The sequence below is a fragment of the Halalkalibacterium halodurans genome, from assembly GCF_004376175.1.
GTDB classification, from domain to species: Bacteria; Bacillota; Bacilli; order Bacillales; family Bacillaceae_D; genus Halalkalibacterium; species Halalkalibacterium halodurans.
Genome location: NZ_SNUY01000024.1, coordinates 16,088 through 35,031, shown reverse-complemented (window position 1 = coordinate 35,031; position 18,944 = coordinate 16,088). Strand labels below are relative to the sequence as shown.

Annotated in this window: 14 protein-coding genes and 2 pseudogenes; 2 read left to right on the top strand and 14 right to left on the bottom strand. The window is 43.6% G+C overall.

The window, feature by feature from the left end; translation table 11 throughout:
• Positions 1-214: 214 nt before the first annotated feature.
• Positions 215-1,273 carry an SPFH domain-containing protein gene (locus E2L07_RS09720; protein WP_243854938.1) on the bottom strand — a complete coding sequence of 353 codons (1,059 nt, stop codon included), beginning with the start codon at positions 1,271-1,273 and terminating at the stop codon, positions 215-217.
• A gap of 448 nt (positions 1,274-1,721) precedes the next feature.
• Between E2L07_RS09720 and E2L07_RS09715 the strand changes: the two are divergent.
• Positions 1,722-2,291: pseudogene (locus tag E2L07_RS09715) on the top strand (methyltransferase domain-containing protein); the annotation flags it as partial.
• Positions 2,292-2,474: 183 nt separating this feature from the next.
• Positions 2,475-3,098 (top strand): SafA/ExsA family spore coat assembly protein, encoded by a 624-nt coding sequence (safA, locus tag E2L07_RS09710; RefSeq protein ID WP_134229465.1) that lies wholly within the window; start codon positions 2,475-2,477, stop codon positions 3,096-3,098.
• 299 nt (positions 3,099-3,397) lie between these two features.
• Here safA and E2L07_RS09705 read toward each other — a convergent pair whose 3' ends face one another.
• From E2L07_RS09705 to E2L07_RS09645, 13 genes and pseudogenes are all read right to left on the bottom strand, one after another.
• Entirely contained in the window at positions 3,398-5,200 is a 1,803-nt protein-coding gene (locus E2L07_RS09705) for a sensor histidine kinase (protein ID WP_134229464.1), read from the bottom strand.
• Between the two features lie 26 nt (positions 5,201-5,226).
• Positions 5,227-6,219 carry a BMP family ABC transporter substrate-binding protein gene (locus E2L07_RS09700; RefSeq protein ID WP_233443890.1) on the bottom strand — a complete coding sequence of 331 codons (993 nt, stop codon included), beginning with the start codon at positions 6,217-6,219 and terminating at the stop codon, positions 5,227-5,229.
• Positions 6,220-6,421: 202 nt separating this feature from the next.
• A complete protein-coding gene (locus E2L07_RS09695) occupies positions 6,422-7,183 on the bottom strand; it encodes an ABC transporter ATP-binding protein (RefSeq protein WP_134229463.1) in 762 nt (253 codons plus the stop codon).
• Entirely contained in the window at positions 7,180-7,980 is an 801-nt protein-coding gene (locus tag E2L07_RS09690; protein ID WP_134229462.1) for an ATP-binding cassette domain-containing protein, read from the bottom strand. The genes E2L07_RS09695 and E2L07_RS09690 overlap by 4 nt, the downstream gene beginning before the upstream one ends.
• Positions 7,977-8,504, bottom strand: a pseudogene (locus E2L07_RS09685) (ABC transporter permease); the annotation flags it as partial. The gene E2L07_RS09690 and the pseudogene E2L07_RS09685, both read right to left, overlap by 4 nt.
• Positions 8,505-8,558: 54 nt before the next feature.
• The gene (locus E2L07_RS09680; RefSeq protein ID WP_053431290.1) at positions 8,559-9,500 is read right to left on the bottom strand and encodes an ArsA family ATPase; all 942 of its coding nucleotides are present in this window, start codon (positions 9,498-9,500) and stop codon (positions 8,559-8,561) included.
• A 24-nt stretch (positions 9,501-9,524) separates the two neighbouring features.
• A complete protein-coding gene (locus E2L07_RS09675; protein ID WP_134229461.1) occupies positions 9,525-9,788 on the bottom strand; it encodes a cory-CC-star protein in 264 nt (87 codons plus the stop codon).
• 72 nt (positions 9,789-9,860) lie between these two features.
• On the bottom strand, positions 9,861-11,603 hold the full coding sequence (locus E2L07_RS09670; protein ID WP_083445548.1) for a carbon starvation CstA family protein: 1,743 nt from the start codon (positions 11,601-11,603) through the stop codon (positions 9,861-9,863).
• 213 nt (positions 11,604-11,816) lie between these two features.
• Positions 11,817-13,748: an ATP-dependent DNA helicase gene (locus E2L07_RS09665; RefSeq protein WP_134229460.1), complete on the bottom strand. Its 1,932-nt coding sequence runs from the start codon at positions 13,746-13,748 to the stop codon at positions 11,817-11,819.
• Between the two features lie 114 nt (positions 13,749-13,862).
• The gene (locus E2L07_RS09660) at positions 13,863-15,026 is read right to left on the bottom strand and encodes a DUF2515 family protein (RefSeq protein ID WP_134229459.1); all 1,164 of its coding nucleotides are present in this window, start codon (positions 15,024-15,026) and stop codon (positions 13,863-13,865) included.
• Positions 15,027-15,096: 70 nt separating this feature from the next.
• Complete coding sequence (locus E2L07_RS09655) at positions 15,097-16,284, bottom strand: GTP-binding protein (RefSeq protein WP_134229458.1); 1,188 nt, start codon at positions 16,282-16,284, stop codon at positions 15,097-15,099.
• 319 nt (positions 16,285-16,603) lie between these two features.
• Positions 16,604-17,827 carry an RtcB family protein gene (locus E2L07_RS09650; RefSeq protein ID WP_134229457.1) on the bottom strand — a complete coding sequence of 408 codons (1,224 nt, stop codon included), beginning with the start codon at positions 17,825-17,827 and terminating at the stop codon, positions 16,604-16,606.
• Positions 17,828-17,940: 113 nt separating this feature from the next.
• Positions 17,941-18,915, bottom strand: a complete 975-nt coding sequence (locus E2L07_RS09645) for an MFS transporter (protein WP_134229456.1) — start codon at positions 18,913-18,915, stop codon at positions 17,941-17,943.
• Positions 18,916-18,944: the final 29 nt, after the last annotated feature.

Sequence of the window (18,944 nt, the reverse complement as noted above, 5' to 3'; positions counted from 1 at the left end):
GACAAAATTTCATAGCCACATTCGGTGGAGGCGTAAACCCACAATTATTGCATGTCACAGCTTTCATTTCTTCAGGCTTTTTCAAGCCACATTCCATACAAAAATTCCCAGTGTTATGTTGTCCACACGTGCACGTCCAGCCTTCCTGATTTGGACTCGGCTTTGCTGTTCCACATTCGGTGCAAAAGCGACCATGGTTCATCTGACCGCAACGTCATTTCCATTTATTGGAATCTTGAGCTGCCTGCTGTTGTCCGCCCGACTGTTGAGCCTGCTGCATTTGCTGACGATTAGCATCTGAAACGGCGCCCATAAAGCCACCACTTCCTTGCATCCCCATGCCGACCCCCATAAAGCCTTGCATCGCACCACTTTCATTCGAACCAGCAGCCTCTAATCCTCGTGCAACTGAACCTTGAACATACCCTTCTCGCACGGTAGGATCTTGTAGCATCGCCCCTTTATTTCTCATGTTGATTAAGTTTTGCGATTGTTCATCATATGAAATACTGGCAATTCCGACAGATTCCACTTGCATCCCGCGCATCCGACGCCAATCTTCATCTAAAACGGTCGCCATATATTTCGCTAGCTCCATTCCCTTTGACGTGACAAACGAGATGCGTGTCCCGTCACTTGACATTTGGTTGATGGCCGCCTGCAAGGCATTCATAAACTCTGAGAGATATTGTTCGTTAATTTGTTTAATATCAACGACCGACTGATTACGTGGAATTGCCTCCATAAAAAATTTTATTGGGTCAACAATCTTGATTGAATACGTTCCGTGAGTTCTTAAAAATAATTCAGCATTGTAAAAGTTATCGAAATAGTTAATTGGATGACGAGTCCCAAATTTAATACCTTTAATTTCTTGTAGATTAATAAAGTAAACCTTCTGTGTTTTCGATGGAACCCCGCCAAACTTCACTCGATTAAACGTCTCTTTTAGTGAATCGCCAAACTCCCCATTAAACATGGACGGCATTCCAAAAAAGTCCACCTCATAATAGCCTTCCTCTGCCGTATAGTCCACGATTTCTCCCCCGTCGACTAACATCATAAATTGATTCGGGTACACATGAATGATCGAACCGTTTGAAACAGTAGCTTCGGTTCCTTTGAAATTTTGATTACGCCGATCTTTTGGCCGCACTTTTACGCCAACAGACATCACTGTACTATCGCTCATTCCCTGCGGTTCTATAACTTCGAGCCACTGATCCGCCAATCCACCTTTTACTGCACTTACCGCAGCTTTAATAATTCCCATAAGTCCCTCCAATAATATAAAAGTTTTCTTTATTTCAATTGCATTTTTCAACAAAAATCTACTCGTTCTATCTTAAAATAAAAGAATTTTTCAAACAACATTTTTTCATAGATTTTCCACCTTCTTTGCTTCTTAAGATCCTATTAGCTTCTGTTCGTTCTCTTTTTTTTATATGATTTGTGCCCGTTTTCACTTGTGATTTGAAAACTCTAAGCTTTTTTACCGAATTGACTGTATATAATAGGTAAAAGAGGTGTTCGGTTATCATATTGACTTTCACGACAAGCGTTACCAATATAGTTACGCAACAAGACGAGCTGACGTTTCATGGATCAAGAAGATGTCTATCCTTCTTGATTCTCCAACAGGACATGCCGTGGACATCGGCTGTGGCAGAGGTATTTATACAAGGGCTCTTACTTCATAAGGGTTTGATACGGTAACAGGTGTAGACAGTTCCCTTCCTATACTTGAGGTGGCAAAACAATTGCACCCAACTCTCCCTTTTCACCACGGGCAAGCTGAGGCTACTGGACTTGCATCTGGTCACTACTCCCTCGTTTATTGTCGAGCTCTGATCCATCAATTGAATGAAGTTGAACCTTTCCTTTCTGAAGCCTTTCGCTTGTTAGAAAATGATGGGCAGTTGATCGTACAAGATCGCACGTCGGAGGACTGCTTTTTGCAAGGAAGTCCATCCCATATCCGTGGCTATTACTACAACCTATTTCCTCACTTGCAAGAGATTGAAAGAAAACGACGGCCAACAATTCAAATGCTTTCTTCCACAATTATTCGCTCAGGGTATGAGGTCGAACGGGTAGAAACGTTTTTGGAAACGAGACAGACATCATCCAAGCAACATTTCCTGCAAGAGATCCGAGCTAGAACTGGGTGCTCGATCCTCCACGCATTATCAGACCTCGAATTGAACAAGTTAATTGACTATCTCGATCAACAAATCCAAGAATTCATTGAAGAAACCGACCGTTGGACCATATGGGTTGCTAGAAAATAATCGCTCACTTTATTACAAAATATCAATTTTTTTATTACACCGGTCACCCTATAGTAATATTTTCGTAAAATTTGCTACTTTTATTTCAAGCACTTCCCATGTCTTGCTTTCAGCGTAGCAATGCCCATCTTGCCCACCGATTCCCGCTATACTTTTCAAACGTAACCTATTAAGATGAAAACCATGAGATACTTAACACAATTTTTTATCATTTTATTGTTGTCTGTTGTCTGTGTCTTTGGTATTGGGGAAAAGGCTGAGGCTTCCACTACACATACTGTTGTCTCAGGTGATACGATGTGGAAGATCGCTGCTCGCTATCAGGTCGGCGTATCCGAAATCATTCAAGCGAACCCTCAAGTTTCGAACCCAAATGTGATTTACCCAGGGCAAAAGCTAAACATCCCAGCCAAAAGCGCTCATCTAAATTTTGAAGAGGAGGTTGTAAGACTCGTAAACCAAGAGCGCGCAAAATATGGGTTAAAACCATTAAAATCAAATTGGGAGTTGGCGCGGGTAGCTCGCATTAAATCAGAGGATATGAGAGATCGCAACTATTTTAGCCATACATCCCCAACATACGGTAGCCCACATCAAATGATTCGCAATTTCGGCATTAGCTATCGTTCATCAGGTGAAAACATTGCTGCTGGCCAATCCACACCACAAGCTGTATTCCAAGCATGGATGAATAGTTCGGGGCATCGTCAGAACATTCTTTCATCTAATTACACCGAAATCGGTGTCGGTTATGCACGTGGAGGCTCTTACGGTCATTACTGGACGCAAATGTTTATCGGGCGTTAAGTAGCATATAAACATTGAGTAGTACATACCAACGTGATGGTTTGTGCTACTTTTTTATTTGGAGGATAACCCGAGTACGCTTGAGTCTATGAAATGGGGAAGGAAAAAAGATTGGGTAAGGAGGAAATTCATTTATTTGTGATTGTAGTGATAACTAGTTCAATGCCATAAAAGAGACCATTATCCCTATGACTCAAACTTAGACAAAGTAAACGAAGAGGGAATGACCACTCCCTCTTCGTTGTATCGTGTGACAATCTTTTCTGTTCATGTTTTTCTGAAGCCGTCTTTCATTCAGCTTAAGCATCATCCGCCAACGGCAACGAGATTTGAAAGGTCGTACCATTTTCTGAGGAGTCCACCAACTGGATCGATCCGTGATGATTTTCAATGATTCGCTGAACAATCGTAAGGCCTAGTCCGGTGCCACTTTCTTTTGAACTTGAGAACGGTTCAAAGATCGTCTCTTGTAAGTGTGAAGGAATCCCTTTTCCCGTATCACGGATAAAGAGGTGATACCAACCACTCTCATCCACTTTCGAATAAAGAGTAACCGTCCCTGTGCCCCCCACCGCATCAATGCTGTTTTTAATTAAATTGTGTAACACTTGTTTCATTTGCTTCCGATCCATCATGACCACAGCTGAATCTAATTTCATTTCGATCTTGAGATCATCGTGTCCATATGAATGGCGAATCAGCGGAATTAACTCCTCCGCCATTTCTTTTATATCTCCACGCTTTAAGATTGGTGCCCCTGGCTTTGCTAATAAAAGCATCTCGTCAATGATACCATTGATCCGATCAATTTCTTGCAATAGCAGTGGCATATAGCTTTTGTTTTCATTTGAATCAGGCATCGTCTGTTTCATTAAGCTAATAAACCCGTGGATCACGGCAAGTGGATTCCGAATTTCATGGGCAGCTCCAGCAGCCATTTCACCTACAAGTGCAAGCTTCTCCGATTGGTGCATGCGCTTAGCCATTTCTTCCACTTCTGTAATATCAATAAAATAAAAGATTTGTCCAATGACGATCTGTTGATCATTAAACAATTCTGTTTTCGAGACGAGCACTTGATGAGTCCCCTCTGAATTCGAGAACGACACCTTCACGTTTTGACACATACTATTCGACCAAAACAGTTGCCAAAACGCCTGATTTTCTTCAACCTGTCGCAAGAGAATATCAGACTCAGATGCTTGCACCCAAAGTCTTGCAGCCGTATTCAATGAGAGTTCATTGCTTTGATGATCGAATGTAATAATTCCGATTGGCAACGAATTTAAAATTTGCTCACGGTATTTTTTTTCGTTAAATAATGTATCGAACGACGATTTTAATCGCTTGGACATTTCATTTATGGCCACCGTCATTTGCTGCATCTCAAACTGAGGAGTTGATGTAAGATAGAGTCCATATTGACCTTTCGAAATCGCATCCACTTGGTCGACCATTCGTTCAAGAGGATTTGTTAATTTTCCACTAATGCGATAGGCAGCAACAATGGAGAATCCGATGACCATCACCGTCACGATAAACAGAAGCCATAGCGATTGATGAATGATCGTCGTTAAGCTAGAAGAATGATCATTTAATGTCGAAAGAACGTTACTTCTCGCTTCACTTAATTCTAGTTCGACTTCTTCGATTCGCGGCAAAAATTGAGTTTGTAAATAGGAACGGGCTCCTTCCTCATCTCCAAAGTCAAGCAGCCCTTGAACGTTGTTAATCATCTCAAAATCGAGCCGCTCCATACTCATTTTAATCTCTTCTAATGAAGAAGGAAGCCTGGTCCAAGCCTCTGGGATGTTGCCATCCTGATCTGAATGAATGGATTGATATTCCTCGACAAGATCACAACACCATTCCTCGTTTAAGTACGATTCCACCAAAAAAGTTTTAACGGCGAGCTCCTCTTGCCAGCTCGTAAGCCACGCCAATTCTGGAACACCTTCATTTGATATTTTTTTGCTTACATCATTCACTTCACTAATCGAAGCTATTAATACAAGCGAAAAGCTGCTCATCAATAACGTGATGAGCAATAGCACAACTAAAATCCGATTACGAAATGACAAAGACTGGAACCAATTTCTCATAAAATATCCCCAAGCCTGTAATGTATCTATAATTCACCACGATAGTAGCGATCCAACTCTTCCTGTAAACGTTTTTTTTCTTCCTCTGTAAACATCTTCCCGAAAGGCGCCAAGCGAAAAACACCGTCTTTTCCCGAGAGGATAACGATCCCATTTGGAAAAGGCTCTTCCTCGTTAAAATAATCTTCTATAATTTTAACATAGGCCTGAGTAACATCGTTCAATACACTTGTCAGCACGTGCTCCTCACCAAGGTACGACTGGTCATCAAGAAAGCCGATGACATAGATGTCATGTTGTTTCGCGTAATGAATCACGTCTCGGTTGAACGCGTTGCCACGGGAATAGACGACGTCAACTCCTTCTTTTATTAATTTATCCATCACTGCTTTCGCCTGCTTTCCATCATGGCGGCTGTTTACAACGTAATAAAAAAACTCGATATCATTAGCATATTTTTCAAGGCCTCGTTCAAAATAAGGCTCATCTTCTCGTCCATCATAAGCATCGATGAGTGCCACTTTTCTCGTTTTCGATTTCATCGTAGCGGCAAGGGCTGCAATCAGTTCAATTTTCCCCTTTTCAAACGTATAGACCGTTTGATTCTCATAAGTTGCGCTTCCATGAATCGTAACAAATCGAACAGTTGGATAGCTTGGTGCAACTTTTGTAAAAAAGTCAGAAAACTCTCGCCCGTGCCCAATAATCAGTTCCGTTTTTCGATCTATGGAGGCATGCAAGGATTCTTCCATTTTCTCTATTGTATCGACTTCACTATAAAGTTCAATATCGACCGGAAACTTCTTCTCCACATGGAGCTGAGCCAAATAGGCTAAGCTGCCCCAACTCTGATCCACCAGTTTATCTGACGTAAAAATACTCATGATGACTCGGTCAGTTGGTTCAGTATCTGGACTTAACACAATTTTTACTGATTGATAGCAAAGAATCATTAAGATGATGGCTACAACAATTAAAGTTGCCACTAACATCCACAATCGTTGTCGGGATTGTTGCATACACTATCCCCTTTTCGAAAATCTCTTCTTACGTATTATACTGAAAACTTGTCCATGAAAGCTACCCAAAAATGAAACGACCACCTGCTTAAGTAGGTGGTCGTTGGGATAAATGCCCACTGCTATTCGTGTTTTCAGGTCATAAGTCCTTTTCCATCCGTTTGACTTATGGTTAAAGCTGGCTCCTCATTTGAATGATTGATTAAAAAATGGAGATCAATTCCTTCGTATACGGATGACGTCCTTCTGAAAATAAGTGGTCACTCTGAAATTCATCGACAAACGTGCCATCTTTCATTACGATGATTCGTTGACTCATTTGTTCCACAGCGGCAAGGTCATGGGAAATAAACAAGTACGCTACATTTAGCGTGTTCCGCAGGTCTGAGAGCAAGCGGAGAATCGCCCCTTGTGAAATCACATCAAGGCTCGCTGTAAGTTCATCTAAAATGATCAGGGCTGGCTCTATACTTATCGCTCGAGCGATCGTAACCCGCTGACGTTGTCCCCCGCTCAGCTCATGAGGATAACGCTCTGCTAAAGAGCTTGGAAGTTCTACCGCCTCTAGGAGCTGTCTAACAAAAGCGTTTTTTGACGTGTAGCTAAAATGACGAAGCTTGAGCCCCTGTTTGTATTGGTCGTATGGGTCAAGGAGGGAATCTTTCACTTTAAGCTTCGGATTCAAGGCCGCCGTTGGGTTTTGAAATACAGCCTGTAGATCTTTGCGAAACGGGCGTAATCGCCGCTCTTTAAGGCGCTCAATTGATTGATGTTTAAACGTAATCGAACCACGATCAATCGATTCGATTCGTAGTAAACAACGGGCAAGAGTGCTTTTTCCGCAACCACTCTCCCCAACAAGGCCGAGACATTCCCCTTTATTTACATCAAAGGAAACATCGGAAATGGCTACTTTTCCTGTCCCGTATGATTTCACTAAATGGTCGACAGATAGTAACGTCACCCCTCCCCCACCTCCGGCAAACCTGAGGGCAATCCATGTCCTAGCGTAGGCGCTGCTTGGATCAGTTGCTTTGTATAATCATCTTTCGGATGATCAAGTACACGATGTTTCCTACCTGATTCTACTATTGTCCCTTCTTTCATAACAGCAATGTGGTCCGCATAACGTCTCACATGGCGCCAATCATGGGTTATAAAAAGAATGGCACAGCCTGTTTCTCTTTGTCGTCTCGCAAGCAGTTCCAAGATCCGATGGCCAGAAACACTATCAAGAGCGGTTGTCGCCTCATCCGCAATTAGTAAATCAGGTGAAAGCAAGAGAGCGAGCGCAATCGAAACCCGTTGAAGCTGGCCGCCACTTAGCTGAAACGGATATCGATGATAGAGCATTTCCTCAAGACCGACCGATTGAAGGGCACGCATGGCTTCGCCTTTTCGTTCCTTAGCCGAACGGGTTGTATGGTTTTTTTGGTATTCTTCAAAATGTTGGGCAATTGTACGAAATGGTGTAAAAGAGCCTTGATAGTCTTGGAAAATGTAAGAGATCTTAGATCCACGAAGGGTTCGCATCTCTTTTCGTGATAAAGTAAACAAGTCTCGTCCTTTGAATGAGATCTTTCCCTCCACTTGCAAATTAGGGGCTAACATTTGTCCAATGGCTTGGGACAACAAACTTTTCCCACTCCCACTTTGGCCGACGAGAGCAAACCACTGTCCAGCTCGAATTTGGAGGGAGACTTGATCGACGATGATGTTTTCTTTACTTCTAATTGTCACTTGCTCAACAGATAAAATCATTGTCCCACCTCCTTCTTCACATCAAAATAATCTCGTAAGTAATCCCCCAGCATATTGGTAAGCAACACAACAATGACGATCGCGAGACCAGGATAGATCATTAGTTGCGGCATCGACTGAAAATAAGGACGAGAATCATTGAGCATCGCCCCCCACTCAGGAGTCGGCGGTTGGGCGCCAAGCCCGATGTAAGACAAAGCTGAGATCAGCAAAATGATTTTTCCAAGGTCCAAAGTAGCCATTACTAATACATGTCCAACGATATGAGGAAATAAGTGTTTACGCATAATTTTGCTTGACGATAAACCGTTTATCCGTGCGATCGCAACATAGTCTTTTTCCACCTCAGTCAGGACCGTACTTCGTACAAGACGGGCATAACTGACCCATTTCACCATGACGATCGCAAGGACGAGATTGCCGATGCCAGGCCCAAGCAAACCACTTAAGACAATGGCTACAATCGTATCAGGAAACGCTAAAAATCCATCGGCGACTCTCATAAACACCCGATCCACGATGCCGGCGTCCAAGCTTGATTCGGTCACGTTAGACACCGTAAGAAGTTTCAAAAAATTTTATGAGGCTGTCGGTTCTAAATAACGAGCAAAATGGTAGAGCGCTTCAATTGAACCGATGTCTTCTGGAAACAACGGAACGCGCAGTAACGTTTGCTTGCGAAAAGTGTTGTGAATTTGCTGCAAGTATCGCTGTTCTATTTGTCTTCTTTTTTCTAAAAATTGGCCATCTGCTACATCTGGCAAAATTTTATTAATGATTAATGTCTCCACATGTAAATCGTGTTTTGCTAGGAGCTTGACAGCTTTTTCCGTTTCCAATATCGGCAGCCGCTCTGGTATTAAAACAAACATGAACCCCGTCTTTTTCGGATCGAGTAATACGTTTCGAACGGCAGCAAATCGCTCTTTCCGCTGCTGCAGAGTATCGTAGATCGGATCATCTACTGGTTCCCCATCGTTTAACAAATTGGAATAGTTTTCGTTTATTTTTTTCCGTTTTTTCACCATCCCATCGATCCAGACGCCCATCATTTCCGGAAGAGTCAATAGACGGATCGTGTGTCCAGTCGGCGCTGTATCAAAAACGAGCTTGTCGTACGTTCCTTGTTCGTCTAATACAATGGATGAAATCGCATTAAACATCGCTGCTTCATCTGCACCGGGTGTCGCGGCGGCGGCATCGATCTGCCGATTTACTTCGTCCAGCATCGTCGATTTCACCATGCCCCTTAAATTATCCTTAACCGATTGAATGTATCTCCTTGTTTCTTGCTCTGGATCAATTTCGGTCGCAAACAGATTATCCGTTATTTTTTTATGCTTTGCGCCGATTTCTGTATGAAATAGATCTCCTAAATTGTGCGCTGGATCGGTGGAAATGAGAAGCGTTTTCTCTCCACGTTCAGCGCAACGCCAAGCAAATGATGCAGCAGACGTTGACTTACCCACGCCTCCCTTTCCACCGATGAAATAAATGTGCTTTGTATACAAATGTGACATTTGCACCCATCCTTCTCCGTTAAGTTAGCAACAACGAATCCCTTGCAATGGTGACTTATCCATCCCCATCCGCAAATGCCATTCGTGAAACGTTTCAATGATGTACGGGTAAAGTTCAAGCGTATAATAAAAGGCTGGATTTGGCACGCCTAGCATCTCTGAATAGACGAGAAGCAAAAACAAATCATCCTCATCTTGGAGCTCCCGATGAATTTCTGCTCGATGGGGAACACGTAACATTTCATCATAAAGTTCGAACAATCGTTTTAACGATAGCTTTTGCTCCATTGGTTCCCCTCCTTCCTTTACATCTACATGAATGAAAGGGATTAGTGAGACTAACCCCTTCCTTTTCGTTCTTTACGCACTTTTTCTTGAATCATCCCTTGGCTTGGATTTCATAATTTCAGAGATGGCGACAATGACAATCCAGAACGCAAATACGAGAATAATTGAACCTAGCGTAAATAAGAGAATGTTCGTCCCCGTACCACCAAATGGTGACCATTGAAAGAGGACTTGTTGTAACATAGCATACAGCGTCATAAACAAAACGAAAACCATCGGGATCAAAGTCGGTAAATAGTTACGCCCTTGACGTTTCAGCCAAATCGTTATTAGCAGCAAGGTAATCCCTGCAAGAAGCTGATTTGACGTTCCAAATAGTGGCCAAAGCAAGTAACCTCCTGAACCAAATCCATTTGGTCCTTCTGGTAAAAGAACGAGCGCCGCACTTGACACAACGGCAATTGAAGTGGCCACATGAGTTTTAGATAACGCTGGCACCTTATATTCTTGACCGAGTTCAGCAATAATGTATCGCATTAAGCGGACAGAGGTATCCAGTGTGGTCGCGGCAAAGCTGACGATGATCACAGCCACGATCGTCGCCGCCATATCTTGCGGAATGAGGAGACCTGTCGCAAGCTGACCTGCGGCTTGAACGAAGTTTCCTAGCCCGCCTTGATTTGCTGCACCAAAGCTTGAGTACACCTCGGAGAATGCTTGAGGCGATGCAAAGAACGTAGCAACTGCGACGATTACGATGAGAGCGAGTAGCCCCTCACCAATTGCTCCTAAATACCCAACAAACCTCGCGTCTGTTTCCTTATTCAGCTGTTTCGATGTCGTCCCAGAAGAAACGAGACCGTGGAACCCGGAGATCGCACCACACGCAATGGTAATAAACAGCAACGGGAACCATGACGTATCAGGTGAACCGTTGACAGCAGGTGCTGTAACCTTTGGGTTAGAAAACAGCAAACCTAAGTATAAAATAAGCAAACCGACGACGAGCTGATGGGAGTTAATGTAATCCCGTGGCTGTAACAGCTTCCAAACCGGCAATGTGGAGGCGATGTAGACGTAGATCATAAGGACGATAATCCAGACGAAGAACGACATAGCGACCCCATCAAGACCAAAAGCTACGATGTTTTCCTCCCCACCAAAATAGCGGACAAGGTCAATTTGTAAAGCAGGTACTCGGCTTGCCACAATGGCTGACACGTACATCACCGCCAGCGCCACAAGGGACGGGATGAGCATTCCTCCTTGTCGTTTGTATACATGGTAGCCAATCCACACTGCTAATGGAATTTGAATAAAAACGGACAGTACCGCTGAAGGATTTGAGATAAACAAGTTGGAAATGACCCAGGCAAACACAGCGTTAACCATAAGAACAAGGATCAAAATAATAAATAAAAATAACAGCTTGGCCTGACGACCGATGAGCTTATCGGCTAACGTTCCGACCGATTGACCTTTGTTTCGAACCGATAAAACAAGTGCCCCAAAGTCATGAACACCTGCTGCAAACACCGTCCCAAGGGTGACCCAGAGAATTGCTGGTAGCCAGCCCCAATAAATCGCAATTGCTGGCCCTACGATCGGTGCGGCACCAGCAACTGAGGTAAAATGATGTCCCCACAGAACAAACTTGTTGGTTGGGACAAAGTCTTTTCCATCCTTAAATTGATGGGCAGGCGTTACAAAATTAGGGTCAAGGCGATAAATTCGTTCGGCGATAAACTTTGAATAATACCGATACCCTAACGCAAACACGAGCATGCCTAAAGCTGCAAGTAATACTCCGTACACGTCAACAGCCCCTTTCACCAGAAAACCGATTGATTTTAGACTATTCTTAATATAAAGAATAGAAAACGCTTACAGAGTTTATTATAAATAATTGTAAAATATGAATCAACGCATATTTTACCTATCATAGATTTCCATGATTGGTTCTTTTAAGTAAATGACAGAAACTCCTAACGGTTTTTTCTTATTGAAAAAAGAGCGACGACTCGTTCGTCACTCTTTCCAATCGATCGGAATGGGTACCACTTCAGCTACTGACTCACTGTATGCCTGCTTCTCGTTTGTGCTCATCCATAAGTGCACCTTTCCATGATCATGATGGCTACGAATCAAACGGCCGATCCCTTGGCGTAACCGTAGGAGCATATACGGAAGATCCACTTCAACTTCTGGATCACTGGCATGCTTACGTTTCGCTTCAAAAACAGGATCCTTTGGCGGGAAAGGCAAGGATGCAATCACCACTTGCGTGAGCGCCTCTCCAGGAACATCTAGACCTTCCCACAAGTGATAAGAACAAAGCACCGTATCCGTTTCCTTTTGAAATTGTTTCACAAGCTCGCTAATTTCTCTGTCCCCTTCATAAAGAATCGAAAATGACCATTCACTGCTTTCTGCCCACCGGCGAAAGCGATTCATCTCTTCCTGTGATGTGAAGAGAATCAAGCTACTGCCACCATTTTCGCGTAGTGCTTGTCCAATGACCTCCCACTTTTTCATCTCTTCGTCCGTAATGTGCCCTTTCACTTGCATTTGCCTTTCGTAATCGAACGGGGAGTCGACAGAAAAAGTGAGCGGGTCTTCAATCCCTAATGCGCTGGCAAGATAGCTGAAATCTCCGCGTTGCGATAAGGTCGCAGACGAAAAAATAAACGGGATGTTAAGCGAAAAAACCTCTTGACGAAGAACATCTTCCACAAGTCGTGGCATAATGACAAACGTTGTTTCCCCTTCTGTCTCCTCAAGCCAAAAGATCCCGTCTCCTTCTTTCAATAAGATCGATAAACCGTAGCTAAGGAACTCTAAATGCTCCTCGATCATCTTCATATGATATTCTTCAACAACATACATTTCGGAATCAAAGACAAGCTCTTCAAGCAGTTGCTGAACTTTACCGTATAACGCTTTTGCTTGCTCAAGCATTTCCGGACCGAACGGTACCTCCTTGCGGTTGGAGCCCTCAACTGGCACCGCTGTCGTCTGAAGGATGTGAAACCATTCGTCATGAAGGGCTAAAACATCCTCGATAACATAAAGGGTCTTCTCTCTTACATCCTGGTCCATAAAACTCGTCAATACGTTTTGCAATGTGGCTAAGTGAAAACGATACGTTAAGGCTTTTTGCGCTGCAAACTCAAGCAAATGCCCTTCATCAAAAACAACACAGCTCGCCTCTGGTAAAAGAGGAAGCTGTCCCTCCCGCTTTCGTGATTCCTTCGTCCACACATGCTCCATGTAAAAATCATGGGAGCAGATGATCAGGTCGGTCGCTTTCCGGTAATAATCGCGATGGAGCGTCTGACCACAGCGATGTCTCCATTCACAGGTCGTGCATGGCTGTAGAGGGTCCCATGCCATTCGTTCCCATTTTTCATTGGACACCCACGGATAGTCTTTTCGGTCTCCATAACGACGAAACTGCTGCATTGAGGGTGAATCATTAAACACAAACGATGGAATTTCCTCGTGAACTTGGGTCACATCCTCATCGTCACCGAATTGCTGGACAAGTGGGTCTAGCTTGCGCATGCAAACGTATTGCTCTCGCGCTTTCGCCAGACGAACATCCACCTCAAATCCAAGAGCTTGCTCTAATTTACGAATATCTCCTTCTTCTTTCACAAGCTGTTCAATCAACGTTTCGTCGGCACAGGAAATAATCGCAGGCTTACCTGTATAACGTGCATAACAGATTGCATAAAGTAGATAAACAAACGTTTTACCAGTGCCGACCCCTGCTTCGGCAAACATAACGGCTCTCTTTTTAAACGCTTGCTCGAGTTGAAACGCCATAAAAATTTGCTCATCGCGCAATTCATAGCCTTTCTCTGGTAACATTTCATAAAAAACATCGCCAATATAATCCCCTAGCTGGTCAAAGAACTGTTGCTGCTTTGACAGTGGAAACGGTAGTGAACGGTTCATCTTTCTCTCCTTTAGATCCTTGATCATGTACTCCAGCCTATATCATAGCAAACCTGCACTAGATATTGTGAACAAAATCTCATGCTCACAAACTTTTCTGTCTGGAAAGCATAATCAATCGCTACCAATACGAGAAATTAGAAATAAGAGATCGATGAAGGTAGCAAATTTCTCTGTTTGTACAAACGTATCGGGCGGAGTCACCTCGCCAAAATGCAAAAACGCTTCTTTTTTATACCAATCGCTTTCAGAGTCTCGGACTGCCTTCTTTCGCTCACCCCACGCTTGAGACAACGTAGGACTATGTAGAAAAGGCTTTCCCTTAACAAGCGAGCGATGCCCCTGCTGTAGTACCGCTCGCTTATCACTAGAAAACAAGTGTGGCCACATGTCTTCGCGAGATCCTGAAGGTTTAAAGGATTTCGCAAACCATTCATATGACTCGCGATGCCTTGGCAAGCCAAAGATGAGAGCATAAAGTGTTCTGTTCTGTTGAATCCGTTCGGCTACCTCTGTCCACTCATTCATCCTCATTCCAACAACTGTTCGTGGCACTTTTTTCGTCGCAAAAGGAACGAGAATGAACGGTCGGGATAAAAACTGTTCGATGATATATGGAGAATCGGCAAGTGCCGATGTGATACGTTGCCGGTAGTTCGCCATTGTTGATTCGAGGCGATATTGTTCATTTATGAGTAAGGCTGTCGTGACAATTTTAGAATCTTCGGTTTGAAAAAAATCTTCCCAGAATGGGATCATAAAACGGGAGACCCCCAGTGATGGAAGTAGATGAAACAGCGGTTTTCCATGCTTAAGACTTTCTTCAAATAGCAGCAGCTGAGGATAGGCATCCTGAAAGATGACCGAATTGGCTTGCTCGAAAAAAAGATAAAAAGCTTCCTTCTGCTCGAACGATAGAAACGGATGTAACAAGCTCCCTTGAAGATCTGTCATTCGCCAACCATAATTACGAGATACAATGTGGGCAAGCAATGCCCAATGGACTTCTGGATGACGGCTGAAAAACGTTAAATACGCATTCGTTCGTGATCGATTGTTCTCGTTTGCTTTCTCCGTTTTTTGCTTGATCTGCTCAATGATCGTTTTCACTGTCGGAAACAACGCAACGGATTGATAAGAGTACTCATCCACTTGTCGCTTTAATCGTTCCACTCTTTGCTGATCAAAGGAAATCGATGGCCAATCGACAAAGCGAAAGGTTTCTAATTTAACAGTTTCATAGATTTGAGAAATGAATGCTCCGATTGACCCAAACATAATGCCTCTCCTCCTTCATCCATTATATATAGAAAAGGAGGAGAATAGTAGAAGGGAGTGTCAACTTAGATTACTGTTCAGTAAACGATGGCAGAGGATCTGGTAAGGCAGACCAGTCTTGTCCCAACTCTTCGTCTGTTAATAAACAGGTGTCAAGACTTTTCTCGATTTCCTTTTGATCCATATCAAGTCCAATAAAGACAAGCTCATTCATTCGATCCCCGTACTTGCGGTGCCAGCGCGCAGCTAACTCTGGTTCTTCAGCCAACACTTGTTGTTGCTCTTCTTTATCATAAGCTGCGACCCAGAGTCCAGCTCCTTGAATGACAATCGAAGTCCCGGCCTGAGAAATAAGCCCTGCCATTTCGTTGCGCGTCGCTAGCCAAAAGAAGCCTTTCGCACGCACTACCTCTTGCGGCCAATTCTCCAACCATTCCATCCATCGTTCAGGATGAAACGGCCGCTGCCGTTTATACACAAACGATGAAATTCCATATTCTTCTGTTTCGGGGGTGTGCTCCTCATTTAATTCCTTAATCCAGCCAGCACCTTGGCTTGCCTTATCAAAATCAAACAGACCTGTATGCAATATGCGGTTCAAGTCTACACGACCGTGGGAAACTGGCAAAATCTCAGCCTCTGGATTTAATTTACGTAAAACAGCAGTCAGTTCCCGTACGTCATCTTCCTCGACAAGATCTACTTTATTCAAGAGAATGACGTTGGCGAATTCAATTTGGTCAATAAGTAAATCGACAACTTCCCGTGTATCCGCCTCATCATCCGTTTGCTTCCGATCCAGAAGACTCTCCCCTGACTCATAATCCTCCCAAAAGCGGTTGGCATCAACGACAGTCACCATCGTATCGAGTGTACAACGGTCCCCTAAATGTATTCCCAGTTCTTCATCAAGATAAGTGAACGTTTGTGCAACCGGAATCGGTTCAGAGATTCCAGTGGATTCGATTAGGATGTAATCAATATTCCCGAGCCGCGCAAGCTTTTCCACTTCAATAATTAAATCTTCTCGGAGTGTGCAGCAAATACAGCCGTTTTGTAATTCCACAAGCTTCTCATCGGTTCGAGTAAACCCTCCTTGTTTGACAAGAGTGGCATCAATATTAACTTCGCTCATGTCATTGACGATGACCGCCACCTTCATCCCCTCTTTATTGGCCAGCACATGATTTAACACCGTTGTTTTTCCTGCTCCTAAATAACCGCTTAACACCGTTACAGGTACTTTTTCTATGTTCATTTTATGCTCCTTTCCCACGTCTAAATAATTGATAAAAGTTATCATTACGATTTGAATTGCAGAAACAATTTATCATCTTCCCCATTTTTAATCAAAAACGAAGAAACGGTTCAGCCATGGATGCCACCTCCGTTAATAAGCCACGTAAGTAACATCCGAAATCCCAAATTAAATCGTAATAATTACGCTTTGTATTGTAGAGGAATTTTCACGTAACCGCAAGTAGTCCGCTTTTCCAATCTCCCCCTTCACTAAATATACGTTATGCGTTCATTACGTATTGTACATAACATAGAGAGGCTACAATAAAGCAGCCTCTCTAATCTTTATAAGGATCAAATTCCCCTTCGCCTGCCATGCAGACGCCAATTGGCTTCAACACATGTTCAATGCTTAACGTCTGTTTGTGCGCTTCTAAAACGTCTGCTAATTTTTTATAAACAAATGGGCTTTCATCCGTACCACCGCCGCGTAATTCAACACCATATTCTTTAATCGCTTGCTTCATCTGATCCGGTGTGATTTTCCCACCACATCTCGTCCGAGTTTTCCAGTTCATTTTTCCAGCCGCCTCTGTCCGGCTCATGATGCGACCAGCTCCGTGAACCGTACTATAAAAAGCGTCTCGATTTTCCTCACTGTCCACGCCGCGAACGATCACGGAAATGTCACCCATGCTTCCACCGATAAAGCCCCACTGGTTTGGTGCAGATGGGGTTGCCCCTTTACGAACGATGACATATTCTTCGCCATTGTGCGTTTCCTTCCACGCAAAGTTATGATGGTTGTGCACAGAAAAAACAGCTTCTGCCTGCAAGATGTCTAACACTTTTTGAATCACGTAATCTCGGCCAGCATATGCATATTTACCTGCAAGTTGCATCGCCCTGTAGTACATGTCGCCAATTTCAGAATCTAAGTCTAAGAGTGTAGGGGCATCTTCCATCCGTTCGCCTTTGACTTTATCAGAAAACTTTACTCCTTTGGCCAAATTCATGAAGCCGCTCGCCGTTTTGTGTCCAAATCCTCTACTGCCAAAATGGTTCGCCACCCAAACGTCGCCTGTAGCTTCCTCGACAAAAAGGTCAACGAAATGATTGCCACTTCCTACCGTACCTAGCTGTTTTTTCGCCAACGCCTTTAAATTGTCATGCTCCTGCTTTCCTATTTCTTGATAAACGCTCCAATCAGGATCATCGAAAAGATCATGCTCTACCTTCTCGCGATTGCTTCTGCCAACCCCAAAAGAAATCGATTGAGCCAATTCATCCATAATCTTAGATAGCTGATCTTTTATATCCACATATTTCACATTTGTTTTTACAGCCTTGTTGCCACATGCAATGTCATATCCTACCCCTGAAGGTGAGATTTGATTTCGATACACAACGACACCACCGACCGGCTGACTATAGCCCTTATGATGATCAGCCATCAACAGTACTTGTTCTACATCCCCATGCTGAGCGCATGTTACTGCTTGATCAACAGCGTTCTCTATTGGATCTCCCCATACTCTGACACCTTTTATTTCCTGATACAACGTTCTTCTCTCCTTTTCTTTATACCGAGCATCCAACGTAGTGACTAGATGGTAAGTCTCTCATTGGATAACAATACCATAAATATCATCCATATGGAATCATTTCTGAACAATTATGCCGCCACCTCTATCAATCGTTTAAACCTCTGTTTCCTTGATAATACCCAGCCGTATACGATGCAGAAAACGACCGGAACAGTGAGAATCCCGTAAATAAACTCTACTCCCGCTTGTACTGCCACAAAACCAAAGACCGGAGCGCTAATCGTAACAGCTCCTTGATTGAGAAGCATACGTAAACTTGCGAGTCTCCCGTGGTACGCACGATCGGTCGCCATCTGTTGCACCGATTGGAGCAGCACCCTGACCCATGTCGTTCCAGCACCGATGAGAAACAAGCCAATCATTGCACTGTAAAAAGAGGAGGAGAAAAACACAATAGTCAAGCCGAGTACAATGATGAAAAAGGAATGAGTCACTACATGATGTTTCGCTTGCCTCCACCACCATGCACCCGCCATTCCGGCAGCAGCCCCGCCTAGAGCTATTGTCGTATCGAGCCAGCCATGCACAATGGCCGAAACGACAACGCCAAGGTAGCCTGTCATGAGTCCACCTGCAGTAGCACCAAGTAAACCACCTAAAATACCTAAAGCCGATGAGCGGGAATAGATTACAGGTAGTTCCTTTAATTGAAATTGTTCCGCAACAAAAGCTTGAATCGCGGGACGAAACAAAGAGCCTGCGACTTGTATAAGCATATGGCAGCCAATGATCCATCCAATCTGCATGTGATCCAACAAAATGACGCCTAAAAAAACCGCCATTCCCCCACTACTCGTAAGCAACGCAATGATAACAAGGTGCTTGTGTATCCACCGATCCACTATGACACCGATCCACGGCATTAAAAGCACACTTGGTAAAAAGCAGAAGCCAACAAGACTTCCGAGAACAAGTGGGTCTTCTGTCTCATAATAGATCATCCATGTGACCGTCACGAAATGAATGGCACGCCCAGCTTCAGCGAGAAAAAACATATGTAGATGGCAAAAGCTTGATCGCGCATCGGCCTCCCCCCTTTCCACATTCTCCACTATTTACTATAATCAAATTG